Annotated in this window: 32 protein-coding genes; 23 read left to right on the forward strand and 9 right to left on the reverse strand. The window is 55.2% G+C overall.

Annotated features, from left to right (window positions below):
• Positions 1-36 precede the first annotated feature (36 nt).
• From flgA to NTD87_RS11375, 4 genes are all read left to right on the forward strand, one after another.
• Positions 37-798, forward strand: a complete 762-nt coding sequence (gene flgA, locus NTD87_RS11360; RefSeq protein ID WP_262114068.1) for a flagellar basal body P-ring formation chaperone FlgA — start codon at positions 37-39, stop codon at positions 796-798.
• A 150-nt stretch (positions 799-948) separates the two neighbouring features.
• Positions 949-1,275, forward strand: a complete 327-nt coding sequence (gene flgM, locus NTD87_RS11365) for a flagellar biosynthesis anti-sigma factor FlgM (protein WP_262114011.1) — start codon at positions 949-951, stop codon at positions 1,273-1,275.
• A gap of 48 nt (positions 1,276-1,323) precedes the next feature.
• Positions 1,324-1,791, forward strand: coding sequence for a flagella synthesis protein FlgN (locus NTD87_RS11370; RefSeq protein ID WP_262114012.1), 468 nt, complete (start codon positions 1,324-1,326; stop codon positions 1,789-1,791).
• Positions 1,792-1,886: 95 nt separating this feature from the next.
• Positions 1,887-2,633: a flagellar brake protein gene (locus tag NTD87_RS11375; RefSeq protein WP_262114013.1), complete on the forward strand. Its 747-nt coding sequence runs from the start codon at positions 1,887-1,889 to the stop codon at positions 2,631-2,633.
• A gap of 57 nt (positions 2,634-2,690) precedes the next feature.
• Here the strand turns inward: NTD87_RS11375 and NTD87_RS11380 are convergent, their stop codons facing one another.
• The 4 genes from NTD87_RS11380 to NTD87_RS11395 all read right to left on the reverse strand — a co-directional run bounded on the left by NTD87_RS11380 (position 2,691) and on the right by NTD87_RS11395 (position 7,902).
• Positions 2,691-4,067 carry an MFS transporter gene (locus tag NTD87_RS11380; RefSeq protein WP_262114014.1) on the reverse strand — a complete coding sequence of 459 codons (1,377 nt, stop codon included), beginning with the start codon at positions 4,065-4,067 and terminating at the stop codon, positions 2,691-2,693.
• A gap of 71 nt (positions 4,068-4,138) precedes the next feature.
• Entirely contained in the window at positions 4,139-5,380 is a 1,242-nt protein-coding gene (locus NTD87_RS11385) for a glutamine synthetase family protein (RefSeq protein WP_262114069.1), read from the reverse strand.
• Positions 5,381-5,608: 228 nt separating this feature from the next.
• Positions 5,609-6,301 carry a sensor histidine kinase gene (locus NTD87_RS11390; protein WP_262114016.1) on the reverse strand — a complete coding sequence of 231 codons (693 nt, stop codon included), beginning with the start codon at positions 6,299-6,301 and terminating at the stop codon, positions 5,609-5,611.
• On the reverse strand, positions 6,298-7,902 hold the full coding sequence (locus NTD87_RS11395) for a tetratricopeptide repeat-containing response regulator (protein ID WP_262114018.1): 1,605 nt from the start codon (positions 7,900-7,902) through the stop codon (positions 6,298-6,300). Before NTD87_RS11395 ends, NTD87_RS11390 begins: the two co-directional genes overlap by 4 nt.
• A 334-nt stretch (positions 7,903-8,236) precedes the next feature.
• On the opposite strand from NTD87_RS11395, the gene NTD87_RS11400 reads away from it, so the two are divergent.
• Positions 8,237-9,028 carry a hypothetical protein gene (locus tag NTD87_RS11400; protein ID WP_262114020.1) on the forward strand — a complete coding sequence of 264 codons (792 nt, stop codon included), beginning with the start codon at positions 8,237-8,239 and terminating at the stop codon, positions 9,026-9,028.
• Between the two features lie 37 nt (positions 9,029-9,065).
• On the opposite strand, the gene NTD87_RS11405 is transcribed toward NTD87_RS11400, so the two are convergent.
• On the reverse strand, positions 9,066-9,302 hold the full coding sequence (locus tag NTD87_RS11405) for a hypothetical protein (protein WP_123426791.1): 237 nt from the start codon (positions 9,300-9,302) through the stop codon (positions 9,066-9,068).
• Between the two features lie 545 nt (positions 9,303-9,847).
• On the opposite strand from NTD87_RS11405, the gene NTD87_RS11410 reads away from it, so the two are divergent.
• A complete protein-coding gene (locus tag NTD87_RS11410; RefSeq protein WP_262114070.1) occupies positions 9,848-11,059 on the forward strand; it encodes a site-specific integrase in 1,212 nt (403 codons plus the stop codon).
• Here the strand turns inward: NTD87_RS11410 and NTD87_RS11415 are convergent.
• Complete coding sequence (locus NTD87_RS11415) at positions 11,056-11,553, reverse strand: hypothetical protein (RefSeq protein ID WP_262114023.1); 498 nt, start codon at positions 11,551-11,553, stop codon at positions 11,056-11,058. The two genes, NTD87_RS11410 and NTD87_RS11415, sit on opposite strands and share 4 nt — an antisense overlap.
• Before the next feature lie 164 nt (positions 11,554-11,717).
• Between NTD87_RS11415 and NTD87_RS11420 the strand changes: the two genes are divergently transcribed.
• From NTD87_RS11420 to NTD87_RS11490, 16 genes are all read left to right on the forward strand, one after another.
• Positions 11,718-11,918, forward strand: coding sequence for a helix-turn-helix domain-containing protein (locus NTD87_RS11420; protein WP_262114024.1), 201 nt, complete (start codon positions 11,718-11,720; stop codon positions 11,916-11,918).
• Between the two features lie 238 nt (positions 11,919-12,156).
• Positions 12,157-12,291 (forward strand): hypothetical protein, encoded by a 135-nt coding sequence (locus NTD87_RS11425; protein WP_262114026.1) that lies wholly within the window; start codon positions 12,157-12,159, stop codon positions 12,289-12,291.
• Positions 12,288-12,590 (forward strand): hypothetical protein, encoded by a 303-nt coding sequence (locus NTD87_RS11430; protein WP_262114027.1) that lies wholly within the window; start codon positions 12,288-12,290, stop codon positions 12,588-12,590. The genes NTD87_RS11425 and NTD87_RS11430 overlap by 4 nt, the downstream gene beginning before the upstream one ends.
• A 137-nt stretch (positions 12,591-12,727) precedes the next feature.
• Entirely contained in the window at positions 12,728-13,147 is a 420-nt protein-coding gene (locus tag NTD87_RS11435) for a hypothetical protein (RefSeq protein WP_262114028.1), read from the forward strand.
• A gap of 379 nt (positions 13,148-13,526) precedes the next feature.
• On the forward strand, positions 13,527-15,233 hold the full coding sequence (locus tag NTD87_RS11440) for an AAA family ATPase (protein ID WP_262114029.1): 1,707 nt from the start codon (positions 13,527-13,529) through the stop codon (positions 15,231-15,233).
• The gene (locus NTD87_RS28060; RefSeq protein WP_410017484.1) at positions 15,181-15,840 is read left to right on the forward strand and encodes an AAA family ATPase; all 660 of its coding nucleotides are present in this window, start codon (positions 15,181-15,183) and stop codon (positions 15,838-15,840) included. Before NTD87_RS11440 ends, NTD87_RS28060 begins: the two co-directional genes overlap by 53 nt.
• Positions 15,841-16,450: 610 nt before the next feature.
• Positions 16,451-16,669: a hypothetical protein gene (locus NTD87_RS11445; protein WP_262114031.1), complete on the forward strand. Its 219-nt coding sequence runs from the start codon at positions 16,451-16,453 to the stop codon at positions 16,667-16,669.
• A gap of 93 nt (positions 16,670-16,762) precedes the next feature.
• Positions 16,763-17,596 (forward strand): hypothetical protein, encoded by an 834-nt coding sequence (locus tag NTD87_RS11450; protein WP_262114032.1) that lies wholly within the window; start codon positions 16,763-16,765, stop codon positions 17,594-17,596.
• A 396-nt stretch (positions 17,597-17,992) separates the two neighbouring features.
• On the forward strand, positions 17,993-18,169 hold the full coding sequence (locus NTD87_RS11455) for a hypothetical protein (protein WP_262114034.1): 177 nt from the start codon (positions 17,993-17,995) through the stop codon (positions 18,167-18,169).
• A gap of 97 nt (positions 18,170-18,266) precedes the next feature.
• On the forward strand, positions 18,267-18,665 hold the full coding sequence (locus NTD87_RS11460; RefSeq protein ID WP_262114035.1) for a hypothetical protein: 399 nt from the start codon (positions 18,267-18,269) through the stop codon (positions 18,663-18,665).
• Positions 18,662-19,078: a DUF5681 domain-containing protein gene (locus NTD87_RS11465; protein ID WP_103318683.1), complete on the forward strand. Its 417-nt coding sequence runs from the start codon at positions 18,662-18,664 to the stop codon at positions 19,076-19,078. The genes NTD87_RS11460 and NTD87_RS11465 overlap by 4 nt, the downstream gene beginning before the upstream one ends.
• Positions 19,075-19,494, forward strand: coding sequence for a hypothetical protein (locus NTD87_RS11470; protein WP_262114039.1), 420 nt, complete (start codon positions 19,075-19,077; stop codon positions 19,492-19,494). The genes NTD87_RS11465 and NTD87_RS11470 overlap by 4 nt, the downstream gene beginning before the upstream one ends.
• Entirely contained in the window at positions 19,481-19,702 is a 222-nt protein-coding gene (locus NTD87_RS11475) for a hypothetical protein (protein ID WP_262114040.1), read from the forward strand. Before NTD87_RS11470 ends, NTD87_RS11475 begins: the two co-directional genes overlap by 14 nt.
• On the forward strand, positions 19,699-20,541 hold the full coding sequence (locus tag NTD87_RS11480) for a hypothetical protein (RefSeq protein WP_262114042.1): 843 nt from the start codon (positions 19,699-19,701) through the stop codon (positions 20,539-20,541). The genes NTD87_RS11475 and NTD87_RS11480 overlap by 4 nt, the downstream gene beginning before the upstream one ends.
• Before the next feature lie 54 nt (positions 20,542-20,595).
• Positions 20,596-20,949, forward strand: coding sequence for a hypothetical protein (locus tag NTD87_RS11485; RefSeq protein WP_262114044.1), 354 nt, complete (start codon positions 20,596-20,598; stop codon positions 20,947-20,949).
• Between the two features lie 5 nt (positions 20,950-20,954).
• Positions 20,955-21,563, forward strand: a complete 609-nt coding sequence (locus NTD87_RS11490) for a tail assembly protein (RefSeq protein ID WP_262114045.1) — start codon at positions 20,955-20,957, stop codon at positions 21,561-21,563.
• Positions 21,564-21,599: 36 nt separating this feature from the next.
• On the opposite strand, the gene NTD87_RS11495 is transcribed toward NTD87_RS11490, so the two are convergent.
• A complete protein-coding gene (locus NTD87_RS11495) occupies positions 21,600-22,079 on the reverse strand; it encodes a TIGR02391 family protein (protein WP_262114046.1) in 480 nt (159 codons plus the stop codon).
• Positions 22,063-22,776, reverse strand: a complete 714-nt coding sequence (locus NTD87_RS11500) for a DUF5343 domain-containing protein (RefSeq protein ID WP_262114047.1) — start codon at positions 22,774-22,776, stop codon at positions 22,063-22,065. The genes NTD87_RS11495 and NTD87_RS11500 overlap by 17 nt, the downstream gene beginning before the upstream one ends.
• 288 nt (positions 22,777-23,064) lie before the next feature.
• On the opposite strand from NTD87_RS11500, the gene NTD87_RS11505 reads away from it, so the two are divergent.
• Positions 23,065-23,676 (forward strand): recombinase family protein, encoded by a 612-nt coding sequence (locus tag NTD87_RS11505; protein ID WP_262114049.1) that lies wholly within the window; start codon positions 23,065-23,067, stop codon positions 23,674-23,676.
• 4 nt (positions 23,677-23,680) lie between these two features.
• Here the strand turns inward: NTD87_RS11505 and NTD87_RS11510 are convergent, their stop codons facing one another.
• Positions 23,681-24,286 (reverse strand): hypothetical protein, encoded by a 606-nt coding sequence (locus tag NTD87_RS11510; protein ID WP_262114050.1) that lies wholly within the window; start codon positions 24,284-24,286, stop codon positions 23,681-23,683.
• Positions 24,287-24,378: the final 92 nt, after the last annotated feature.

The following is a 24,378-nucleotide window of genomic DNA, read 5'->3' on the forward strand; positions in this document are numbered from 1 at the left end:
ATCACTAAACGGCACGGCGCTTGCTTTTTAACTCTTATGAACGCAAAAACGACATTTTCCCGACGCCTGACATCAATGTGCCGCAAATTTTTGGGCGCTATGTCAGCCGTATGCCTGCTCAACGTTGGCAGCCCTGCCCTTGCTGATCCGGTTACCTTGCCTGATCTACTTATCGGCGTCACTCAGGGCTTTCTTGAATTCACCGTAGAAGACTATTTGGCCACCAGTCAAACCGAAGGGCGCTACGAAATCGAGGTCAACAAACTCGACCCGCGCATGTATATGCCGGCGTGCGACAAGGAATTGACAGCAACACTGGAGAGCCCGGCCAAGCCCATAGGCCGGGTCACGGTGAAAGTCCGTTGCGACGGCGCCTCCCCCTGGACGGTCTTCGTACCCGCTCAAGTCCGCCTGTTTCGCGAGGTCGTCACCACCACTCGCCCCCTCAAGCGAGCCGGGATCATCGAGCCTTCAGACGTGATGCTGCGCGAGCGCGATATCAGCCTGATCAATCAGGGATATCTGACAACCGTGGATGAAGCCATCGGACAAAAACTTGTCCGACCAATGGTCGCCGACCAGGTGATTACCCTCGTTCATCTGGAGCAGGCAGAAGTGGTGCGCAAGGGCGATCAGGTAGTCATCACCGCCCGCAGCGGCACGCTCAGCGTGCGGATGCCGGGTGAAGCGCTGTCCAATGGCGGCCTGAACGAGCAGATCCGGGTCAAAAACCTCAACTCCCAGCGGGTCATCAAGGCGCAAGTAATGGCCCCTGGCCAGGTTGAAGTCTCCATGTAGATAACTGGCGCGCAACCGCCCTGTTCCCTAAACTGTGCCTCACGCAGGGCAAATACCGACGCGCCCGAGCTCATCGATTATTGAGCCTAAAGTTTTTCCGGGTATGGCCGAAAACATGGCAAGCGTCCAAATTCCCAGAGGTTTTTTATCATGGTCATCGATTTCAGCCGTTTAAACAGCTCCCCCACGCTCACCAGCAGCACGCGTACCAGCGCCAACAAGGAAACCGGCGATACCGGTAAATCCGCGCCGCTGGGTACCTCGACCGAACAGGTCAGTGCCAGCACAAGCGGGGAATCGGTACACCTCAGCAATGAGGCTCAACAGTTGCAGAAGATCACTGACAAGCTGCGCGATCAGCCTGCCGTCGACAACGCCCGCGTGGCCGAGTTGAAAGCAGCGATTGCCGATGGCAGCTATAAAGTCGACAGCAACCGTGTAGCCAGCAAACTGCTCAACTTCGAAGCCCAGCGCTAGCCAAAGGCCTGCGCCAGGCTTTTGGACGCTTAAAACCCAAGGCCAGCCATGCACGACACTAATTTACTGCAACTGATCACCGATGACTTTGCTCCAGCTCAACAGCTGCTGGAGCTGCTGAAGACCGAATCCCTCGCCCTGCACGGCCGCGACATGCCGCTGCTCGAAGACATTCTGGCCCAGAAACAGGGGCTGATCATTCTGCTGGAACAGCATGGCCGCAAACGCAGCGAACTTCTCGCGAACCTGAACCTTCCTGCCAACCGCGCAGGCCTGGAACAATTCGCCGCTCAGTCAAGCATTGGCGATCAGTTACTGAGTCAAAGCGACGCGCTGACCCAACTGCTCGCAGATTGCCAAGCCGCCAACGAGCTCAATGGCCGTTCGATCCAGGTGCAACAAGCCACCACCGCCAATCAGCTGAAAATCCTCAACGGTGGCGAGTCTCCAACCCTTTATGACGCTCGCGGATCAACCGCCATGCTTGTGAAGCCCCGCCCGCTCAGTCAGGCTTGAACTCATAAATAAGCGCGCTCTATCAAGGCGCGAAACATGCTGGCAGAATGCTGGCTCTTGCGTGTGACCGTATTCTGTCTGGAGATTGATAAACCGTGTTCAACGCCTTAAGCGCGGAAGATGCTCCGCAGCCACCCAAGGTGCTCAGCACCCCGTTGGAAATCACCGGCAATCTGCGAATGCTGCAAGAGAGCCATGATCCCCTGATCATCACGTTCCATGAACGCAGCCAGCGCTTTCAGAGCTATCTGGTCGATCTTGATCGCGACAGCAACATGATCGCTCTGGACGAAATGATCCCTCGCGATGGCGAACGCTACCTGCTTGCCGGCGAAGCTTTTCGGGTTGAAGGCTTTCATGATGGCGTACGCATTGCCTGGGACAGCAACGGCACGCTGACCATCGACGAATCCAATGGCGGCCGCTGCTACCGTGGCACGCTGCCGGATGAAGTGGTTTATCACCAGCGTCGCAACGCGTTTCGCGCAGCCTTGAAACTGGCACAACTGGTAAACATCGAACTCGGTGGCGAAAAGCTCAAGACGCCCATCAGTGGCAAACTGCTGGACATCTCGGCGACAGGTTGCAAGCTGCGCTTTGCGGGCGACATCACCAGCGGGCTTCAGCTGGGTCAGGTCTATGAACGCTTCATCGCCGCCCTGCCCTTCGGCAGCATGACGGCACCGGTCGAGCTGCGTTACCTGCACCACGAAGAGAGAATCGACACCACCTTTGCCGGCGTACGCTTTCACAACATGAGCGGACTGGTGCAGCGTCAGGTCGAGCGGTTCGTCTATCAGTTGCAACGCGAAGCACGCCGCTTCGACAAAGACGATTTCTGATCCACACGCGTGAAAAAACGGGCAGTCCCTTTCGGTGACTGCCCGTTTTTTTTGCCTCTACGGTCTGGCCCCGGTAAAACTTTGCGGGTGCTCCGGCCCAGGAGGCTCTTCGTCAGATTTGCTGGCGTCCTCGGCCTTTGCATTCCGATCGGGATCAGGATGAGCGCTCGCGCCATTTTGCATCTGGTCATGCACAACCTGCTCATCAACCCGCGGATCGAGAGCCGCCACCAGTGGCGAGCTCGACATGCTGTCTGGCATGGCCACGTGATGCAGCGGCGCGTCATCAACCTGATGCAGGTTGGTCACCGCTTTCGGCCGGATGCGCCATACCAGCACCAATGCGAAGAAGCTGAAGAACGCATACAGCATCTGACTGCCGAACAACTTCATCAGTACGCCGGCCACCAACGGCCCGATGCTCGCGCCCACACCGTAAGTCACCAGCAGCATGGCGGTCAGCGATACCCGCCGATCCCCCTCGACGTGGTCATTGGAAAACGCCACCGCCAACGGGTACAGACAGAACTGCACCAATGAGCACGCGAAACCGGCGATAAACAGCACCTCAAGCGGCACCTGCGGCATGATCGCCAACGGCAACGCCGCCAACGCCAGGCAAAAAGCAAAACTGCGAATCAGCAGCGCCCGATCATAACGATCCGACAACCAGCCCAACGGCCACTGCACCAGCAACCCCGCAAAGATGCAGCACCCCATGAACAGACCGACCTGCTCAGTGGAAAGCCCTTGCTGGGATGCGTACAACGGCGCCAGACCATAAAACGAACCGACGATCAGTCCAGAGCCGAGCACCGTACTGAGGGACTGCGGGACCCGCTTCATGAAGAAGCGCGGCTCCATCGGCGCCGGGTGCAAAGGGGCCGGGTGAATGCGCCGCGTCAGCGCGACCGGCACCAGGCACAGCGCAAAACACAGCGCCACCAACATCAGCAGTTCCAGCCCCAGAGACGGGTGCATGACCAGAATCAACTGACCCAGCACCAGCCCAAGGTATGAAGCGATCATGTAGCCGCTGAACACCAGCCCACGCTGGTTGGCATCGGCCTGCTCGTTCAGCCAGCTCTCGATGACCATGTACTGGCACATCATGCCCAGGCCGACGATCATCCGCAGCACCAGCCAGGCCGGCAGCCAGTCGATCAATCCATGCCCCAGCACCGCCGCGCCAACGATTCCGGCACAGGCCGAGTAGGCCCGGATATGACCGACCCGGGCGATCAACCGGTGGCCGATTTTCCCGCCCAGCACCAGGCCGAAATAGTTGGCCGCCATCAGCGCACCGACCCACAGACTGTCGACATGGTCCGCTGCCAGGCGCAAGCCCAGGTAAGTACTGAGGAGGCCCGAACCGATCAACATCATCAGCGAGGCGAAATAAAGCGCTCGAAAGGATTTCCAGATTTGGCGCATCGGCGTTCCGAGCGGCTCCTTGCAGTGAGTACCGGGCTACCGTCAACGATAGCCCGACAGCGACGAATCGGTTAGGCCTGGGCGGCTAAAACTCGCCGCTCCCAGGGAGTGATTTCATCATGGAAACTGCTCAACTCCATGGTCTTCGAAGCGATGTAGCCTTCGATGAACTCCTTGCCGAACAGTTCCTTCGCCAATTGGCTACGTTTCAGACGCTCAAGAGCAGCATGCAAGGTACACGGCAACGACAAACTTTCCGGCACTTCAAACTCCCCCTGAATGGCCGGCGTCGGCTCCAGTTCGTTTTCGATGCCATGCAGCCCGGCCGCCAGACTGGCGGCAATCGCCAGATACGGGTTGGCGTCGGCACCGGGCAGACGGTTCTCGACCCGCCGCGCCGCCGCTGAACTGGCTGGAATTCGCAATCCCGCCGCCCGATTGTCGTGAGACCAGCAGGCGTTGTTCGGCGACGCATAAGGATGGCACAGACGCTGATAAGAGTTCACGTTCGGCGCAAACAACGCCGTGAAATCCGCCATACCGGCCTGCTGACCACCGATGAAATGACGAAAGAGTGCGGTCGGCTGTCCAGCCTCATCGCTGAACACATTCCGACCCGTGCCGATCTCGACGATGCTCTGGTGAATGTGCATCGAGCTGCCCGGCGTATGCGCCAGCGGCTTGGCCATGCACACCACGGACAGACCGTGCTTGAGTGCGACTTCCTTGAGCAAGTGCTTGAACAGGAATGTCTGGTCAGCCAGCAACAACGGATCACCGTGCAGCAGGTTGATCTCGAACTGGCTGATGCCCATCTCGTGCATGAAGGTATCGCGCGGCAAACCCAGGGCCGCCATGCATTCGTAGACTTCACTGAAGAACGGGCGCAAGCCGTTGTTGGAACTGACGCTGAATGCCGAATGACCTTCCTCGCGACGTCCATCCAGCCCTACCGGCGGCTGAAATGGCTGGGTCGGGTCGGTGTTCGGCGCAAAAACGAAGAACTCCATCTCGGTCGCCACGACCGGCGCCAAACCGCGCGCCGCATAACGGGCGATGACTGCTTTCAACTGGCCACGAGTCGAGAGACGCGAGCTTTCCCCGGTCAACTCATCGGCATCACAAATGGCCAACGCGCGAGGCTGCTTGCTCCAGGGCAGACGGTGAATGTGTTTCGGATCGGCATTGAGCGCCAGGTCGCCGTCGTCACTGCCGTAAAAACGCGCAGGCGGATAACCGCCCATGATGCATTGCAGCAGTACGCCACGGGCCATCTGCAAACGCCGCCCTTCGAGGAATCCCTCAGCAGTCATTACCTTGCCGCGTGGCACGCCATTGAGATCCGGAGTGACACATTCAATCTCATCAATGCCCGTCAATCGCTGCGCGAGAGAACGGTGGCCATCGGTCGTCATGACTCTATCCTTGTAGTGCGCAAGCCGCGAACGGCGACGTGTACAAAATAGGCATCAGCCGTTCGGAATATCAAGCACTGACGCGCAAAAATGTCCTACAAAAAGCTGTGCGCGACGAGGCAGATATCAGGGCAGGTAAAGGTTGAACACCCCGCCACCCAAGGGACCACCATTGCGAATTTCGGTGCGCCCGTGCTCGCCGTTGCGCTGGTGCAGTTGCGCAATGCGCGCGGCGAAGTACAGACCAAGACCGGTACTGCCACTGGCCGGATTAATGCCCTGCACGTAATCCGCCTGACGTTCGATCATCTGGGCCGGGAAACCCTCGCCGTCATCATTGATCGACATCAGCAACTGCCCGGTTTCTTCGCCTACGGTGATCAACAGCGAATGCCGGGCGTGACGAATGGCGTTGTTAATCGCGTTGGCCAGCACCGTTCCAATCAACTCCCGGTCGAAGAACCCGAGAGGGCTCAAGGGATCAACCTCGTAAGTCACCAGAATACCGCGACTCTTGAACACGTCCTGATGAGCCGCCAACTGCGCTTCGATGAAATCGTCCAGCTCGTGATAGTCCGGGCGCAACGGCAACTGGTTGACACCGAGTTTGTAGAGCCCCAGCAACTGCACCAGCATGCCGTTGAGATGCGCGAACTCGTAGTCGATCACGCCTTGCTCGGCCGTTTGCTGCTGAGTCTCAGGCAAGCGTGCCAGCCACTGCCCATGAGCCTGCATCAGCATGGCCAGAGAGTTCTTCATGTCGTGAACGGTGGAGGCAATCACCGTGGAAAAGTCGAGCCCCTCGTCTGTATCATTCATTCGCCAAACGCCTTGCTTCGCAGCTTCTGATAACGCGGATAACGCGCATCGCTCTCGGGCATCATGCCCACCATTTTCAGGCACGTGCGGCACTCTTCCAGCAGCGCTGCGTCGAGATTGGCATCGGCCCCATGCAACAGCGACTGCGCCATATTGAGCGCAATACTGATGTTCTTCGGCTGCAACAACAGTGCGCCACGGAAAAGCTCCCGCGCCTCGGGCAGTGCCCCCGCTTTGTAACTGCGTACGCCCTGGCGGTTGAGATCGGCCGCGGCATTGCCGGAATTGAGAATCGCCGGATCGTCGGTCTGCTTGGCGATCCCCTGCATCACCACCGGGTCATCACCGTAAATCTCCGCGCAGTTTTTCAACATCGAATTGCCAGCGTCTGCCTGCCCCAGCATCTTCAATTGCTTGGCGACCAGCAGCGCCGCTTCGGCACTCATGAACTGCTCCATGCCATCCAGACGGGTCAGTGCCTGCTCCGTCAGTTTCTCGGCAGTTTCGGCATCGTTGAGCAGCAGGCTGGTGGCTTTCATCAAACGCGCCCGAATCTGCAGCCCCGGATCGTTGGCGTTTTCCTTGGCAACGGCGCTCAGGGTCTGGTTGATCTCCAGCCGAGTGCGGGTATCGAGCCCCTTTTCACTGCCTTTGCTGATGAGCGCATGAGCCAGGCCCAGATTGCTTTCCGGGTCCTTGAAGCGTGACTGCGCCCCTTGCGAAACCGCCTGGCGATAGGCTTTCGCGGCGCCTTCGAAGTCTTCGTTGGTCATCGCCAACTTGCCCAACAACGACTGCCTGCGCACCGCCAATGGCGACAGGCGAACGGCCTCTTCCAGCACATTTTGTGCGTTTTTGGTGTCGCCTTCAGCGACCAGCACATCGGCCAGGCCGTCATACAGCGCCGGCATCAGCGGGAAGGCCTTCAGCGCCTTCTCGTACACCGCTTTTGCCTGACCGGCCTGTCCACGCTTGAACAGCAATCGCCCCAGACCGACGTAAGCCCACGGCAACGGCCGATCCGCCAGAATGCTGTTGTACAAGCGCTCCAGCGCCTCATTCTGATTCATATCGCGCAGCGCATCGGCACGGTAGCGTAGGCAGAGCGGCGAATACCGGGGGTCCTGCTTGCACAGCGCAATACAGGCATTGAGGACTTCAACCGGCTTGCCCCGATCCAGCGCCTGCAGGATCGGCTTGAGCAACGTCTTGCGCTGCTCCAGCCGCTCCAGCCGCTGAGCCAGACCGGCGCGGTTGAAAGGCTTGGTCAAGTAAGCATCCGGCTCATGCTCTAGCGCACTGAGCACCATCGCCTGACTGCTCTCGGCAGTGACCATCAGAAACACACTTTCATGGCTGATCAGCTTCTCGACCATCAGGTCTTCGAGCACCTGCTGACCGTTCTTCTTGCCATCGCCGAGATGGTAGTCCTGCAGGATGAAGTCGTAGCGCTTCTGCGCACACATGCGCAGCGCCACCTCGCCCGTGTCGGCCGTGTCGACATCCTTGACACCCAGCTCACGCAACATCGACCTGACTGAACTCCGGAAATCCGAGAAATCATCGACGATCAAAAAGCTCTTTTGGTGGTACGCCAGCATCGAAGATTCCAGGCAATTAAGAAGATGAACCCAAAGACAAATGCAGGGACCCGCTCAACTCCGCTGCCCAGTATGGCGTCGCGCAGGACAACGGCCCAACGGGTTATCGGCCAGTTGTGGCGTTCCCTTATAGGTGCCAGCAAACAATTGTGGGTTTACGTGGGTGTCCTTCAAAAAAACCTCAAAAAGCTCTGGGTATGGCTCACCCGCTTCAATCTCTTCCCCACCCTGTTGCAACTGCTAAGCTACGAATTGGCAGCGCTCAAGCCGATCCACGGGCGGCCGTTGAGCATGGCGAGCGACAGACTGCAACCTGCAGGGAGGCAGGCCGAATGTGATCAAGCGCATTGGCAATTCGAGTTTGGAGACTGTTCCCGAGCCACTCGGCCGGGAAGAGGTGGAGCAGGTGCTGACGCGTCTACTGACCAGTCCGTTGTTTGCCAAGTCGAGCCGAATGGGCAGCCTGCTGCGGTTCCTGGTCGAGCACGACCTCCAATGCTCGGACATCCCTCTCACCGAGCACGCCATAGGCATCGCGGTGTTTCGCCGCGACCCGGCGGTCTACTGCACCAGCGACGATCCGGTGGTGCGGGTGCAAGTAGGCCGATTGCGGCGCAAGCTCACCAGTCATTACGCCACCCTTGGCCAGCAGGACCCGGTACGCCTGAGCGTGCCGCCCGGTTGTTACCGGTTGGCGTACGAGCGACTCAGGCCCAGGAGGACCGTCACACGCCATCCTGTCCTGCAGATCCTGCCGTTTACCTGCATCACCCGCCATGGCGACGACTTTACCCGGGGCTTGTACGAAGAGCTGAGCTGCAGGCTGTTCGAGTCGTTTGAACAGATGCGGCCACGTGCGAACCATGTGTTGATGAAGGTGCCACGAAGTAGCGTAACAGCCCCACCCCAGCGAGGCAGTTATTCCCTGGAGGGCAGCGTGCGGGTGGAAGCGGCTCGTGTTCGGGCCTCGGTACGCCTGATCGATGCCGCTCATGGCCGTATCCGCTGGTCGGCGCAGTTCGATCGCAATAGACCCTATGGCATCGCCACCCAGGAAGATCTGGCCGAATCCATCTGTCGGTCGCTGACAGGCTACTTCGCCCAAGGTGGCAGTGACGATTCCTGAGCAGAAGGGGCAACCGCAAGATTGCCCCGCCGTGACCTCAACTCACCAGGACATCAGCCCAGACGAAGTTCCAGCTGGTTCGCTTGCCTTTGGCGATCTGGATCAACTTGTTCTCATACACCGTGTGATTGACCGTGCCGGTATAGGTCAGGGTTCGGCTGGCGTTGTTTCCAGTCACCACGCCCGGTGTGCCGCCGGACTCGACCATGGCTTTTTTCAGGTCGGCTTCCGACGGGGCACTGCTCTGGTTTTTTTCAACGGTTACGAAACTCATGGTGTCACCTCTTCCGTGATTGGGGGATCAGTGGACAACAGGGCCCACAAGCACTCGCGTCCCTGCAAAACACACTGATGGCACTACTTTATTGGCCTGTAGAACGTTGCAGAAGTGACAACACGCCCGGGAAGGTAACAGCCCGGATACGGCCAGTATCGGGCGACGTAACTGATACGTATCAGCCAATCGCGAGTCGACTTGGCGCGAACGCCCAGGATGATGATGGCGAGCTGTATCTGTCAGCCCCTTCAATAGAATAAAAAAGCCCCGCCCGGTTATCGCCCGGCGGGGCTTTTTTGACCTTCTGCTGCCACCCTGCTGCCACGGAGAAAATGATCTGCCAGGAAAGTGGTTGAAGAGGCCCGATTTATATTGGTGTCCCAGGGCAGGTTCGAACTGCCAACCTTCCCCTTAGGATGGTCATCTCAACTCCAGCAGCCATTGACCAAACCCCGTGTTCATTGGGCTTTAAGTCCGGTTGCGTCCGTAAAAACGACCCCGTATAGTTCTTTTTGCACCCACCATGCACCCACGTGGACAAATTGAAAGAGAAGCTTACGGCCAAACTGCTGGCATCACTGCAGGTCACTGGCAACGGATACGAAGTCCACGATACCACCGTCGGCGGTCTATTCGTGCGAGTGACACCCGCCGGCGCAAAGTCATATGTCGTGTCCTGGGCTCGCGGCCGCAAGAAGACATTAGGGCGTGTTGGCATCCTCACGCTGGACCAGGCCCGAGCCGAGGCAACCCAATATCTCGCAGAGGCGCGAACGCTTGGCGAGCCGCTGGCTGTTACCCAAGGCCGGAGAGGCGCCACCCTGCCCTCCTTGCGCGAGTTCATCGACGACACCTATATGCCGTGGTTCAAGACGCACCACAAAGGCCACGAGAAGACGCAACACACCCTGAGCAACAACTTCGACGCGATCATGGCTCTGCGCCTCGATGCGATCACCGGCCGCGACCTGGAGCAGATCCGCACCACCTGGATGCAGGCCGGCAACAAGGCGTCGACGGTCAACCGAAAGATGGGCTCGATCAGCGGCGTTTTCAGTCGAGCTGTTGAATGGGAGTACATCGGTACACACCCGCTGGCCAAGCTGAAACAGCTCAAGGTCGACTCAATGGGGCTGGTCCGCTACTTGGACGCAGACGAGACAAAGCGTCTGCGCGAAGCGCTGGATGCCAGGCAGGACGAGATGCGGGCCGAACGCGAGAGCGCGAACAAATGGCGATTTGACCGAAACAAAAAGCAGCTCCCAAGCCTTCGGGATCTGTCATTCACCGATCACCTGAAGCCGATGGTTCTCGTGTCACTGAATACCGGCATGAGGCGCGGGGAGCTGTTCGATCTGAAATGGTCAGCGGTGAATTTCGACACGAAGACGATTACCGCCGCCGGCGACACAACCAAGACGAGCGACACGCGACACATCCCGATGAATAAGGAGGCCGTGAGCGTTTTGGAGAACTGGAAAAAGCAGGCCGGTAAATCTCGGTACGTTTTCCCGAGCCAAGAAGGCGACCGCCTTGAGGACGTAAAAAGCGCCTGGCTCAAGCTACTGGAGCGAGCCAAGATTGAGGGCTTTCGCTGGCACGATATGCGCCACGACTTCGCCTCACGCCTTGTGATGGCTGGCGTACCGCTCAACACGGTACGGGATCTGCTGGGGCACGCGGATATCAAGATGACTCTGCGCTATGCCCACTTGGCGCCAGGTACGAAGGCTGCGGCAGTAGAACTGATCTAGCCTTTGGGCTCAAAAGGAACGATCGTACGACTATCCCGAAACTCATCTACATGCCCAAGTAGATCGCTCCACCAGCGACGGATAGTGACTCGATCTAGACGGCCCTTGCCTTCTACCGTGAATAAAGTTGCAACTGTCGACTCTTCCGTCGCAAAAAAGAACGGCGAAGCCTTAATAGTCTCCCAGATTCGCTGCTCTTCATAAGTCAGCAAGCTCGGCAGGTGAAAGCACATATTTATGAACCGCTCGCTTTCATCGGTAGACCAAACCTCGCTTACAGCGCTAGAAAGAGACCATTTTTCAGTTTCTCCGTCGAAATAAAACGGCGCGTCCAAGTCAAAAGCTATTTCCTCTATAGCTGCCTCGACAACTCCTGTAATCGACTGTCGGCGAATACGCGAGATCAGCTCGATCATCATCTTTACCTTAGGGTCGAGACGCAGTGTCAACGTCTCTGTCTTCCGTGCGCCCTGGCTGGGCTTGTTCTTCGCCATCTCGTCCGCACCTGTCAATTTACGCTTAAACCGAATCCTACCTTTTGCGTCCAGCGAAGTCCATACGCTCACACACAGCCAATGATTGCAGTTGACGTACACCAAGTACAGCAATAGGATTCACACCGAGCCTTAGTCATCTCGACGGGGATTTGGAGAAACCCATGGAACAAGCACATCAGATTGCCCCCCTCTCGGTAAGCGTTGAGGACGCAGCAAGGATCGTCGGTTATTCCCGATCGGGCGTTTATGAGTTGATCGCTTCAGGAGACCTGAAGGCTTTCAAGCTTGGCCGGCGTCGCCTGATCCTGATGGCCGAGCTCAAGGCTTGGATCGAGCGCGCAGCAAAGGAAGGTGCGCGGTGATAGCGATAACGGTCCAGGGAGCAACACATGAATGGATTCAAACTGGAAGACTGCCCCCAGAGTTGGGGTCAGTGAAAAGAAGTGTCGAGCCAGTGCTACCAACACTGACCCGACGTATCGCACAGAGATCTTCGGAGAAACCCATGCAACGCATCGATTCTACAGCCGCTGCGGCCAATGATGCCACCTTCACCCTGCCACCAAACAATCCGACAGCAATGGTCTGGAGGGTGGCCGCATGAATATCACCATTTTCCTTCTTGACCGCGCTGGTCGCTCGTTCGGCCAACTCACTTTGCCGGCAACCACACTACTGGTTGACCTGCTGCCTCTGCGCAACCTCGGCACCTGGCGGGTGGGGATGAGCCAATGAACCTCGACTGCCCCCAAACTGCAAACGATGTAAGTGAGCCAATCATCGAGATGACAGATACCCAGCAGACAGCACTGATAGGGTTGATTGCTGTGGAGCAACGCCACGCAAGCCGTTGGTGGACGTTCCTAAACGAAATGCGTCGGCGCAACGAATTGCCGGACTGGGTAAAACGTCAGGCCGTCGGTGGCCACGCGGATTACGACCTCTGGAGCGAAAGCCGGACAACGCTGAACAATGCGTTGTTTGGCGCCTGTGATCCCGCCCGCCGCGGTAGCTTTCAGCAGGTGGTGCTCTGAATAACTCAACGCCTAGGAAAGCACATCCTGTCTCTAGGCCGGCCAACGAAAGTAATTGCTAACCGGCATGATCCAACAACCCTATACGGGGGCCTGCTCAATTTGAGCGCGCCCTCGCCCCTTCCTGCGAGCTGCTGATGGCTGTCAGAAAAACCAAGGGCAACATGAAGGCCAAGGCCAAACCATTCGCCATGGTGCTTTGGACTATGGGCCAGTCGGCCCCCTATCGCTCGCTGAGTTTCGTTGCCCGCTGCGTTCTAATGGAACTGCACATGCAGTACAACGGTAACAACAACGGCAACCTAGCAGCGACTCGCACAATGGCAAAAGAATGGGGGGTCAGCTCTCCCAACATCCTGCAAAAGGCGCTGGCAGACCTGCTGACGGGAGGGTGGATCATCCAAACTCGCAGTAGCCTGTTTTCTCGTCACGGATCGAGGTGCGCGCTCTATGCACTCTCCTGGTACGCGATCGATGAATGTCCTGGCAAAGATCTGGAAGTGTCGTGGACGCACGCTCCACCCAAAACCGTGCGCGAGCTAACAAATTCGAATTGATCCTGTATCGAATCAATACACGTAGCGGTATTGAATCAATACACGTAGAAAATTTCACCGTCCCGCTCTGTCCGGCTAGGTTCAGAAACCCACCCATCGTGTATTGAATCGATACCACTAAATCAATTCTTCCTGTATCGAATCAATACACCCTTATAGATATCTACCAACCAACTCTTCGTGAAAGGTGGTTTTGTAAGAACATCAGCACCAACAAGTCACCTGAATAATGCCTCTGAGGTGAACCAGCGGATACGCCACCATGCCTAATGCGACTATTTGCTATTTCCCCGACTTCTGCTCCCCTCCCATCCGGTTCCGAAGCGAATCCCAAAGCCTGTGCTACCTTCAATTGGTAATCGTCTGTCCATGATTGTCCATGCGTCACTTGGAGGATTTTGTCGTGCTCGAAAGAATCGAAAGGATTCAAGGAATAGGCCTTCTTCACGACGTCAATGGCAAACCTCTGAAGCTATGGAAGGCACAGTTAATTTACGCGGATAACGGACGAGGAAAATCTACACTGGCAAGTATTCTCCGATCAGCTGCGACGGGAGACCCCACGCTGATAACCGAAAGAAAGACCATCGATGCAAGCTTGGCTCCACTGGTAGATCTAACGTTTGGAAGTGGCCATAAAGTCTCTTTTTCGAACGGTGTATGGTCAGAAAAGAGACAGGAACTCTTGGTGTTTGATGCTGACTTTGTCGAGAAGAATGTTCATTCTGGCGGTATCGTAACTCCTGGACAACGTAAAAACCTGCTTCAATTCGCCTTGGGCTCGTCAGCAGTGAAAGCACGTGCGACTGAAGAAGAAACAACTAAGCTCGCAGCAACTGCCAATTCTGAAGTTTCACAAATCACTGCACAATTGGCAGGATTTCATCAGGGAATGCTTCTGCCTGCTTTTCAAAAACTCAGTCTTGATCCAAGCGCCGCGACAAAAATAGCAGACCTTCAAAAAAAAATTCAAATCGCGAACAACATTAACAATATTCTTGCGCGCCCTCTTCCGGATCAAGCCCCACTACCCACACTTGACCTTGAAAGCTTATTCAAAATATTAAACACCTCCTTAAATGACATACAAGAAGACGCAGAAAGCATCATCCAAAAACATCTCCAACACATATCAAAACCAGATATTGAAAAATGGATTAGTGAAGGGCAAAAATTCGATGACAGCAAAAATTGCCCTTACTGCGCGCAGAGCACTTCTGAGACAGATTTGATCAAAGCATATAGAACACACTTCAACAAATCCTATGAAGAGCTAAAACAGCAGGTGTCAGTGCTTGAGCGAGGAATTCAAATTCGGGCATCCGACTCTGTGATTGATGCTTTTGATGTTGGCTTTTCAAAGGCAACCGCAGCTATTGCTCAATGGATATCCGAGGTAAATACACCTTCATGTAGCTTTGAAAGCGCGAAAGCCAAAGAGCTTATCGGAGCATTGCGAGACTTATTATTAAACCTCGCCTCCTCCAAAATCAGCAAGCCACTGGAAGTCATTGGCAATAGTACAGAAAAAAGCCAAGCACAAGAACTTTGGTGTAAAATAATTCAACTAATGACACAAGCAAACCAGCAAATTCAAGACTCTAAATTACTGATCGAAAAATACAGAACCGGCCTCGCATCTGAAAATGCAACACTGATGAGCCAGCAAGTAATTGCACTCCAACTGGGAGCGGTTCGGCACAGCAAAGCTGTTACCGCTCTATTCACATCACTTGCTGGGGCAAAACAAAACGCAACTGAGGCAGAAACCAAGAAAAAGGCTGCCCGGACGCAGCTAAACGAACAAATGTCAGCGGTATTATCTACTTTTCAAAAGTCCATCAACTCACTGCTTGAGAAATTTGGAGCGACGTTTCGTATCGAGAAAATGGATTCAAACTTCAGAGGCGGCTCCGCTCGTAGCGAATATGGGTTACGTCTAAGAGGAATGTCAATCTCTCTCGATGGAACACCAAAATTCTCCACAGTTCTAAGCGAAGGGGATAAACGAACATTAGCGTTTGCTTTTTTTTGTGGCGACTGTTTCCGCAGATCCAAGTCTATCTCAGAAAATCGTTGTCATTGATGACCCCATGTGTAGTCTTGACGTCAATCGAAAAAACCAAACCAGAGCAATACTTAAGAGCATCCATGACAAGTCAGAGCAACTTATAGTATTGGCTCATGACCCTTATTTTATCCGAGATATGCGTGATGAGTTAAACGCAAAGGACACACCAGCGCTACAAGCCATTCAATTACGACATGCTGCTAACGGCTATAGCGATCTTGATAAATTTGATGTAGACAAAGAGTGCGAGTCCCCCTTTTATAGACATCATCGGGTACTTACGGAGTTTTGCGCCGGAGCCCCTCACGACTCAAGGAGTACCGCAAAAGCCATCAGACCATTCTTAGAAGGCTATTTACATCGCCGATTCCCAGGACTACTCCCAAGAGATTCAATGTTCGGCCAAGTCTTAACTCATATAAGGAATGCAACAACACCGAGCCCCCTAATTTACGCACAAACTCTCGTCGATGAACTTCAAGACATTAACAATTATGCAGGTCAGTTCCATCATGACACGAATCCAGACTGCGACTCAGTACAGATCACTTCTAGCGAATTATTAACTTACGGCGAAAGAGCCTTAAAGGTAGTTTACAGCGGCATGGTCGAGCCTACCTGAATCTGTAAATCCATATCAGACTGCATGCTGGTTTGGTTGTTGTCCTTTCACTTAAACGCCCTCAAACCTGAGGGCATCTCCACTTCTAAACTTTCGTAGTGCCCGATCCATCCTCAGGCTGAGGGCGAAAGGTGAAGAGGTAGCCCTACCCCTGGCCAAGGGTCAGATCTCAAATCTGACCCTTCTGGATTTCAAATCCGAAAGTGGGGATGGTCCAAAACTGGGCCATCGTCGGTGTACTCAAATCTGAGTACACCAGGTGCTTGGACGAGATGTGAGCAAAATTCCGCGCATCTGGCTAATGCCCTCAAATCTGAGTGCATAACCGCGCGCCCGCTGCATGGAACCAAGGTAATTACCCTGCTACTTATCCACATAACAAACAAAATAGTCTTCCTATAATCAGAATTGCAGCTGAATATCTCGCATCGATGGCAATCAGCGGAACATTTCGCCTATCTCGCACATCAGATTGGCCGACTCCGCAAAAGTGTGGAGACGCCCCGCCACCCAATAACGTTAACCCACCGTTATCTAACGTTAGCCAGGCCGGACACCAGGTCGATATGAGCGCGCACTGCTACCCTTCGGATTCACATGGAGGGATGCAATGAACAACACGATGATCGCCGGCCTGCTCAACGCACTGAATCAAAACCAACTCGCCCTGGGCGCCGCTGTAGAAGAGCTCTCCAACTGGGTCGAGCAGCGCGGATCGGCGGACGTCGCCGAAAACGTGCGCGGCGCACTGGCCACTCTGGATGAGAACCTGGAGTTCATCAGAGACGGAATCACCGAGCTTTCAACCTCGGGCCGACCGCGCACCTGACTGAGTCCATCTCCTTCCAGCGGGGTTGAAGGCTCGTTGCCGAACAGATATACAACCCTCTCAGGGAAATCGCCCTTACCGGAGCAGGAAGAAATGGTAGACCCGATAACAGTAAGCACAGGAGCAGCGGCGGCGGCCTATCTCTCGAAGGATGGGGTAGCGAAACTTCTGGGGCCCACAGCGGATTACTTGGGCGGAGAGCTAAAAAGTCTCGTAGAGAAAAGCCAAAAAAATTTGGGCGCAATCTTCAAAAGCGCTACCAGCAAGGCCGGAGACAAGCTGTCGGAACCCGGCGTAGTCAACGCTCGAGTTTTGAAGCACGTCATTGATGAGGGGCGATTTACCGAGGAGGCGTTATTCGCTGAGTATTTTGGTGGAGTGTTGGCATCGGCTCGCACTCCAGATGGAGTAGACGATAGAGGTGTCTACTACGCCCAGATCGTTCAATCCATGTCCGTTTATCAGCTACGCATGCACTACCTTTTTTACTACCTGATGTGGAACCTCGCAAAGGGACGTCAACTGGATCTAAACAGTTACGTAGACCGTTGCAAGTTGGAGTTGGTGCTACCTGCTAGGGTTTACGAGCGGACCTTTGGGGTAGTGGACGGGCGAAAAGAGATGTCTTTCATTGTTCATGGGCTCTCGGGCTTAAGTCGAGAAGACCTAATTGAAGAATCCTGGCAATTCGATAATCCTAAGGTATTGAAGGCATCACATATCGAAGTGGACAGCCACGCTTTTTGCGTTGCACCGACTATCGCTGGAATAGAACTCTTCATTTGGGCGCATGGTATGGGCGAACAAGGGCTGCGGGCCTTTCTCGACCCACAATTAGTAGAAAAAGATGAATTAGGTATTGAATTCAAGGAATTAGCTAGATTTAAGACTCAAATGGAAACTCAGCTCACGGGGAGAGGGATCTGAGTTCGAGCCTCACTTGCGGCGAGCCTGACAGCAGGCTGGAGCAGGCGGTAAATGTGATCATGGCTCACATTTGAGCCATCCGAGGCAAAGTGAGACTCCATCACTTTACCCCGGGTTGCATCCCTGCTGGTTTTACGAGCAGATCGTAAATAGCCCTTTGGCGAAAAGGCGAACTACCGAGGATTTCTCTGTGGTTCGAAAATCCCACCGTTCAGGGGTATTTCCCCAGTGGGGGATCATCCAGATTTTGACGCATAGCTCTGCCTCAGTGCGCGACACCGGTTTCCCACCAACGGTGTAAAACTGCCCTGCCATATCAGGAGCCTTGGTGAGCTGGTCCAGAGCCGTCCCCTCAAGCACGGATGTTTAACCCCCGCTGGTCACGGAGCCTCACTGATGGATGGCGCAAATCTGCGCCATCAATTCCGCGACACGTTTTCATTATTCGCGAAACGTGTCGCGACACCTGCCCTACCGAAATGGGAGGTCAGGTCCAATGTCCAGCAATCGGGCTTTGGCCACCACCTGGATCTAAAATCCATGTCCGATCTGAAATCCAACTTCCCCCAGTGAAAAGCGTTAGCGCTCGATCCGCACGACCCTGCAACGGGGTAATGGCCAAGTTCTTCCAACTTGGTCAGATTTGAAATCGGTACAAGGTGTGGTGCTGATGACCATTCCTCCACAGATCACAACCCTGTATCACTTTGCCTACCATCGACTTACTGCAACAGAAACGCCCTCCTCGATCCGCTGCAAACCAACTATTTCAGTCCCATTTAATCCGGTTACGTGTAGCACTTTATGTGCACCCATAAAGCACTGGATAAATGATCAGATCATGCCTAATGTGAGTTTTTTGAGCCATTCAAAACCCATTCGAGGCCACCTGATGAATACAGCCAAGCCCGCCCGAGGACGCCAGCACAGACCAACCCGTTCTGAAGTTGCTGCGGCCTGGGGTCGACTCCGCGAAGCCGCCGCCGACGGAAGCGTTCAAGCATCCGCGCTGCTGATCGCCCTCGCAGAAAACAAACCCGTCATTGCCATGGATTCCACAACTGCATGACTGATCGAGACAAATCGGGCAAATGGAAGCCCGGCCAATCCGGCAACCCTGGCGGCCGCTCCGGAGAAACTCAGGCCATCCGCGCCAAGCTGGCCAAGGGTGCAACAGCCGTCACCACGAAAGTGCTTGAGGCCGCAAAAGGCGGCGATATGCAGGCCTGCCGCTTGATCCTTGAACGCCTGGTGCCGCCGATCAAGCCGACCTCCGAGCCCGTGCAATTCGAACTCGACGATACCGACCTTCCCAGCGCCGCCCGCTCGATCTTGCGCGCCGTTGCCGCCGGCCAGATTGCGCCCGACCAGGGCAAATCACTCATTGAAGGCTTGGGCGCTGTCGCCCGGGTGATCGAAGTTGCCGAACTGCAAAAGGCCGTCGAAGAACTCCGCGAGCAGATGGAGGGAATGCAGCGATGAGCCTGAAAGCGTTGAAGGCCGAGATCAAACGCATTGCCGAAAAGATGGGCATCGACGAAGAGATGGTTGTGCTGATCGTGCTGGCTGTCGTGAATGCCAGCACGACGCCCATGGACCTGCCTGAGACCGTCGGCCACATCGTCAACTACCGCATCAACGGTCTGAACGTATCGCTCTACTTTCCCTTCTGCGAGATGAACAGCGCAGACGCCGAAGAGGTGGCTAGGGCGATGATCCTGCACGTAATCGATGTTGAGCGCCCGAGCCGTCCGTACCAGGTCGGCATCATGGATATGCAGCCATTTCCACCGGCGGGCGCCTGGCAGTTACAGCGACCACCTGAAGGCATCAGCCTGTCGGACTACGTAGCCGACCAATACCGTCAAATCATCGAGGCTCGCGATGAGCATCCGTAGCCAGATCGCCAAGCTGCGGCAACAGACCGGCAGCACTCAGCTCAACAACGACGTGCGAGAAATCAGCGACCTGATGGACGAGTTGAGCGCCGCGGCCGCCGGCGGCGGAAGCCCACGAGGGAAAATCTCTCTCGACGAGATTTTCAACGACACCCAACACGCACACAGGGCCGATCAAGGCCCACACAACCAAAAGGTATCCCAATGAAGATTGGTAAAAGAGCAGTTCTCCGAGTTGGCCTGACCAACGTCCATTACTCCGAATACGACCACTCGCACATCGAGTCGCGCACCTTCTCAGTCCAGCAAGCGGATGGCAGCAAAGGTACTTGGCAAGCTGGCGGGCTGATGAAGTCCGCTCGCAAACTCCAGATGCTCGCCCTGGAGACGTTCAAAGACGCCGGGGAAGACATCATCTCGATCCGCGCCAATAAGGACTTCAATGCGGCCGCCATTGAGCGCCTGAGCAAGGAGAAGATTGAAGGTCTGACGGCCGCCCTGCTTCCAGCCATGCAAACAGTCGCCAAAGATATGTCCACTCTGGCTGAAACCGTCACTCGGGGCTTCTCACCGGTCAGCCAACGCGCCAACACCGACATCGTCGGCTTCCTGGCTGACCAGGAGCTTCGCACCCTCGTTCGAGGCCTGAGCACCGACGACCGTCGTAACCTGATGGCCGAAGCGCGCCTCGGCAATCATCCCGAAATCGTAGAGGCAGTCTTGCGAGCAAACCCGATGCTCTCCGGCCTCAACGCAGAATCGGCCGCCGGCCTGTCCCGAGCTGGGATCGCGGCCTCTCGTGCTGACGACGTGGAGGCGCTGCGCCAAATGCTGGCCGTCTATGACGACGTGCTGAAGACTACCTCTCAAGTCGGCGTCTCGCTCAGCGGCCTTGTTGCAAACTCTGCCGGTTATGCCAATCGCTTTGAAAAGTGGCGGTCGGGTTGTGATGGTTCTGAAGCATTGCGTGAATGGCTCGGCAAGTTGCCTGCACGCCCTCAGCCTAAAGCCGATGCCGCCGCCACTGAAGAACATGAAGCTGCCTAATTAGCGCGCCCCGTGGTCGTCGATGCACGACCACCTAGGGCGCAGGAGCACACCGTGACCACCTATCAAGAACGCTTCGCCGAGGCATGCAAAACCACCGAGTTCACGAACCATGAACAGATGATTGGCGGGTACATCGTTTGGGATGTTCAGCACATTCGCGACGGCCAGAAGGTTGTCATTGATGGACCATTCTTCACTGAAGACGAAGCCCGGGTATCGGCTGACCTGTTACGCGGCACCTTCCGCGGCGCCCGCGCACATCAAGCCATTCACTGCTCGGCCTGGAACCCAAGCCCACAGCGCGAGAAGGCAATTCGTGACGACGCGATGGCCTCTCGAATGATCCTGGCGATGCAACTGCGTGTCGACGTGCCAACCAACAGCGCCACAGGCGCACTGGAGTAAAAGCGATGGCAATGGCCACCAACTACGGCAGCAAGACTCGAATCTTGCTCGGCGGCTCGGCCGCGAAGCTGTTCGGGCGTGAGCACACCTACGAATTGTCGACCGGCGACGTGCGCGAGGCTGTAAAGGCGGTCGACGTAAACCATCCAGGCTTTGCCAAGTACCTGACATCTGCGAAAGAAAAAGGCCTGGAGTTCGCGATCTATCGCAACCGAAAAAACGTCGGTGAAAAGGAGCTGGAGCTGGGCGGCACGAGAGAGATCCGAATCGTCCCGGTGATTTGCGGGAGCAAGCGTGCCGGCTCGATGCAAACAATTGTTGGTTCAGTTCTCATCATTGCTGGAGCAGTGATAACAGCCATGGGTGGTGGGGCTGCGGGGATTCCGATGATGAAGATGGGGGCTGTTGTTGCCGTTGGAGGCATTGTTCAGATGCTCAGCCCCCAAGCCCAGGGATTGAAAACCAGCGCCGCCCCCGAAAATACACCGGGCTACGCGTTTGGCTCAGCCCGCAACACCACCGCCTCTGGCAACCCGGTGCCGCTCTGTTTCGGCAAGCGTCGGGTGGGTGGGGCGATAATCAGTGCGGCAATTTACGCTGAGGACCAGATGTAAGGTGCTTCCTTACAAGGCGCTCGCCCATACCACTACTTAAAACAAGTCGCTTTGCTCAAGTCGTCGAAGTAAAAGCGATGCTAACGCGAGATGATCCAGGCAGACGTCAGGATCATCTGTAGCCTCAACATCGTGACCACGCGGGTTTCGGATTGCCATCATTGCGCCTGAAAAAATGAAGCAATACCCCTTCTGTTCGTCTTTTTCGCTGGTATTAGATAATCCAGTGAGGCTCAGAAGAGGAGTTGTCTCATTGAAAGCTCGCATCATTAATTTAAAGCCCGACTCATCGATCTGTGCGAGCCTCTGAACAGTCCTATCAACAAACTTAAAAGCTTCGAATGTTGCCTCAGCGCAATGCCCATCATCAAAAAGCTTTTTTACCTTTTCAGGAAGCTTCGGATGAATGTTTCGGAGATCAAAAGCATGTAACGGGGAAACGCTCCGCTCTTCAGCATTATTAAACCCAACTGAACGTCTCACGATCGCTTCGAAAGCCTTAAGAGTTACTGCCATTCAACAGATTCTCCCGAATGCTTTTGAAAATGCGATCGTATGTTTCCTGGTCACCACCGGCAGGCAAATTTATCTCCACCCGAACAGTAAGCGCCATACCATTTCCTTGCGCTGCTACCGCATCAGCTTTCGGTACCATAGCCGCGCGTTCAGCATCCAGACTAACTGCGCTCTCACTTGCCTTGATCTGAGTTGCTGGCTTAGCACGCGGCGGCCTTGGGGTAGAATCGGCCTTCTTAACTTTACTGGAAGGAGAACGCACAGACTCCTCAGTTTGACCGCATAGAACGGCCAACGCTTGGAACGTCGACGCTTGACGTTTCCCTACAATATCGCTTGTATGATCATGGTTTCTGAAGAACGCAATCAACCTATTTGTCGGAAGCTTCCATGCATCATCTCCATGAAGATCAAACAGTGCGTCATAGGCAGGCTTTACTAGACCGCTCAAACCTGCCTGGAAATCCGGGTCCTCGTGTTGATTGAATACACCTACAGCAACAGAATTCTTTTTGTTATCTGCATCAAGCACGCTGATAAAACGCAGGGTGTTCAACACATACGATTCGTTGTTAGGAGCAATTCCAAGCTTCTTTAGCGTATCTGCCGTTAGTTGAGCGGGGAATGCCCTTCTCAGTTGGTTTATTGTCTGTGTAAGCCCTGTAGCACCTGACGTATAAGGGTGTTTGTCTGCCATTGCTTCCATCCTGGTCACATTGCACTACAACGATGACTGGCACTGCATCGGCTCAGCCCTGGTGGCAATCCGACGCTACTGCCTTCCATTCATTCTGTCCAGTAGCACGGAACCGGACATTAGAATAGAGCCTCTTCCAAGCAAACGTACGGCTTGAGTCATCGACTCAGATGAGTATGCCTATCCAGATACGCGCAGATTTCGCCTTTTTCAGCCTTTTCGCTTGATAAGTAACACCCAAAGTGAAACAGTATTAGGAGAACACCCTAACTGATACAGGCCCCCATCATGTTCATCCGTGCATACCTCCGAGCATCGACCGAAGAGCAGGACGCCGGCCGCGCTCGCGATTCACTCGAGCAGTTCGCCGCCGATCACGACAAGACGATTGCCAGTGTGTACCTGGAGAATGCCAGCGGTGCGACCGCAGACCGGCCTGAGCTGCTGCGTCTGCTCAAAGATGCGCGCAAGGGTGATGTGTTGCTGGTGGAGTCGATAGACCGCCTCTCACGCCTTCCTGTGGAGGACTGGCAGAAGCTCAAGGCTGCGATTGACTCCAAGGGACTGCGCATCGTCGCGCTCGACCTGCCAACGAGCCACCAGGGCATGCAGGACACCAAGGGCGACGAGTTCACCGGGCGGATGCTGGGGGCGATCAACTCGATGCTGGTGGAAATGATGGCTGCTATTGCCCGCAAGGATTACGAGCAGCGCCGCGAGCGCCAGGCCCAGGGTATCGAAAAGGCTAAGGCCGCCGGCAAGTACCAAGGGCGACCTGTAGACGTAGATCTGCACAAGCGCGTGACCGAGTTGCTCGGCGCTGGCCTCGGCATCCGTGCAACGGCAAGACACGCCAACTGTTCTACGACTACGGTACTAAGGATTAGGGAATTGAACTGAACTGCTATTTCTCAGGCTCCGACAAAATAGCGTCATGCAGCTTGATTCCATAGCCGTCCAGTACCTTCTGGATGGCGGTTCGGCCTGTTTCAGAATCGGAAATGTTGAGTCTTTCTTTTTGCTCGATCAGCTTTACTGTGAGGAACACGATCGTTGCAAGAGCAGTAATAGGCTTTAGAGCAAACCCCCACTCAAACTCCGAAAACGTTTTTCCATTGAGAAGTCTCAGCGTATCAACACACTCGTTGTACTCCCTCACAAACTCAAAAACCTCTCCAATTCTTCTTCGCTGATCTGGAGTGAAATCTTCGTACTGCTTTTCTAAGATGCCTCTGATCGTAAAGAAATCTATACGATATGGAGCAGATACAGGTCCATAAGAATCCAAGCTGCGCCCGCGGCGCTCTTTTGGATCGTTACGACGATTGTGCTCCTTTGCGAGCAACCGAATAGCCTCGACAGCCCTGTCCCTTACGTCAGAGAGCTCAACATAGAAACGGTTTAGGCCAACCTGCTTGCCTTTCGACTCCTTCCAGCGCCCCCAGAAGAAATCTGCAAAAGGCTTAACCAGAAGCTTCAACGTAGCGAGAATTGAGAAGGTTTCCGGCACTTAAAGCCCCTTGCGGTTATCCGGCTGCACCCACTATGCACCCATGGCCAAACACGCCGAATTACAAAAAGAGCTGAAAGCCTTGAGTTATA

The sequence above is a fragment of the Pseudomonas sp. 6D_7.1_Bac1 genome, from assembly GCF_025465945.1.
Classification (GTDB): domain Bacteria; phylum Pseudomonadota; class Gammaproteobacteria; order Pseudomonadales; family Pseudomonadaceae; genus Aquipseudomonas.

Coding starts and splice junctions, on each gene's coding strand:
- flgA (WP_262114068.1), top strand. CDS start 37: ATGAACGCAAAAACGACATTTTCCCGACGCCTGACATCAATGTGCCGC.
- flgM (WP_262114011.1), top strand. CDS start 949: ATGGTCATCGATTTCAGCCGTTTAAACAGCTCCCCCACGCTCACCAGC.
- NTD87_RS11370 (WP_262114012.1), top strand. CDS start 1,324: ATGCACGACACTAATTTACTGCAACTGATCACCGATGACTTTGCTCCA.
- NTD87_RS11380 (WP_262114014.1), bottom strand. CDS start 4,067: ATGCGCCAAATCTGGAAATCCTTTCGAGCGCTTTATTTCGCCTCGCTG.
- NTD87_RS11385 (WP_262114069.1), bottom strand. CDS start 5,380: ATGACTGCTGAGGGATTCCTCGAAGGGCGGCGTTTGCAGATGGCCCGT.
- NTD87_RS11390 (WP_262114016.1), bottom strand. CDS start 6,301: ATGAATGATACAGACGAGGGGCTCGACTTTTCCACGGTGATTGCCTCC.
- NTD87_RS11395 (WP_262114018.1), bottom strand. CDS start 7,902: ATGCTGGCGTACCACCAAAAGAGCTTTTTGATCGTCGATGATTTCTCG.
- NTD87_RS11405 (WP_123426791.1), bottom strand. CDS start 9,302: ATGAGTTTCGTAACCGTTGAAAAAAACCAGAGCAGTGCCCCGTCGGAA.
- NTD87_RS11415 (WP_262114023.1), bottom strand. CDS start 11,553: ATGGCGAAGAACAAGCCCAGCCAGGGCGCACGGAAGACAGAGACGTTG.
- NTD87_RS11420 (WP_262114024.1), top strand. CDS start 11,718: ATGGAACAAGCACATCAGATTGCCCCCCTCTCGGTAAGCGTTGAGGAC.
- NTD87_RS11425 (WP_262114026.1), top strand. CDS start 12,157: ATGAATATCACCATTTTCCTTCTTGACCGCGCTGGTCGCTCGTTCGGC.
- NTD87_RS11430 (WP_262114027.1), top strand. CDS start 12,288: ATGAACCTCGACTGCCCCCAAACTGCAAACGATGTAAGTGAGCCAATC.
- NTD87_RS11435 (WP_262114028.1), top strand. CDS start 12,728: ATGGCTGTCAGAAAAACCAAGGGCAACATGAAGGCCAAGGCCAAACCA.
- NTD87_RS11440 (WP_262114029.1), top strand. CDS start 13,527: ATGCGTCACTTGGAGGATTTTGTCGTGCTCGAAAGAATCGAAAGGATT.
- NTD87_RS11445 (WP_262114031.1), top strand. CDS start 16,451: ATGAACAACACGATGATCGCCGGCCTGCTCAACGCACTGAATCAAAAC.
- NTD87_RS11450 (WP_262114032.1), top strand. CDS start 16,763: ATGGTAGACCCGATAACAGTAAGCACAGGAGCAGCGGCGGCGGCCTAT.
- NTD87_RS11455 (WP_262114034.1), top strand. CDS start 17,993: ATGGATGGCGCAAATCTGCGCCATCAATTCCGCGACACGTTTTCATTA.
- NTD87_RS11460 (WP_262114035.1), top strand. CDS start 18,267: ATGACCATTCCTCCACAGATCACAACCCTGTATCACTTTGCCTACCAT.
- NTD87_RS11465 (WP_103318683.1), top strand. CDS start 18,662: ATGACTGATCGAGACAAATCGGGCAAATGGAAGCCCGGCCAATCCGGC.
- NTD87_RS11470 (WP_262114039.1), top strand. CDS start 19,075: ATGAGCCTGAAAGCGTTGAAGGCCGAGATCAAACGCATTGCCGAAAAG.
- NTD87_RS11475 (WP_262114040.1), top strand. CDS start 19,481: ATGAGCATCCGTAGCCAGATCGCCAAGCTGCGGCAACAGACCGGCAGC.
- NTD87_RS11480 (WP_262114042.1), top strand. CDS start 19,699: ATGAAGATTGGTAAAAGAGCAGTTCTCCGAGTTGGCCTGACCAACGTC.
- NTD87_RS11490 (WP_262114045.1), top strand. CDS start 20,955: ATGGCAATGGCCACCAACTACGGCAGCAAGACTCGAATCTTGCTCGGC.
- NTD87_RS11495 (WP_262114046.1), bottom strand. CDS start 22,079: ATGGCAGTAACTCTTAAGGCTTTCGAAGCGATCGTGAGACGTTCAGTT.
- NTD87_RS11500 (WP_262114047.1), bottom strand. CDS start 22,776: ATGGCAGACAAACACCCTTATACGTCAGGTGCTACAGGGCTTACACAG.
- NTD87_RS11505 (WP_262114049.1), top strand. CDS start 23,065: ATGTTCATCCGTGCATACCTCCGAGCATCGACCGAAGAGCAGGACGCC.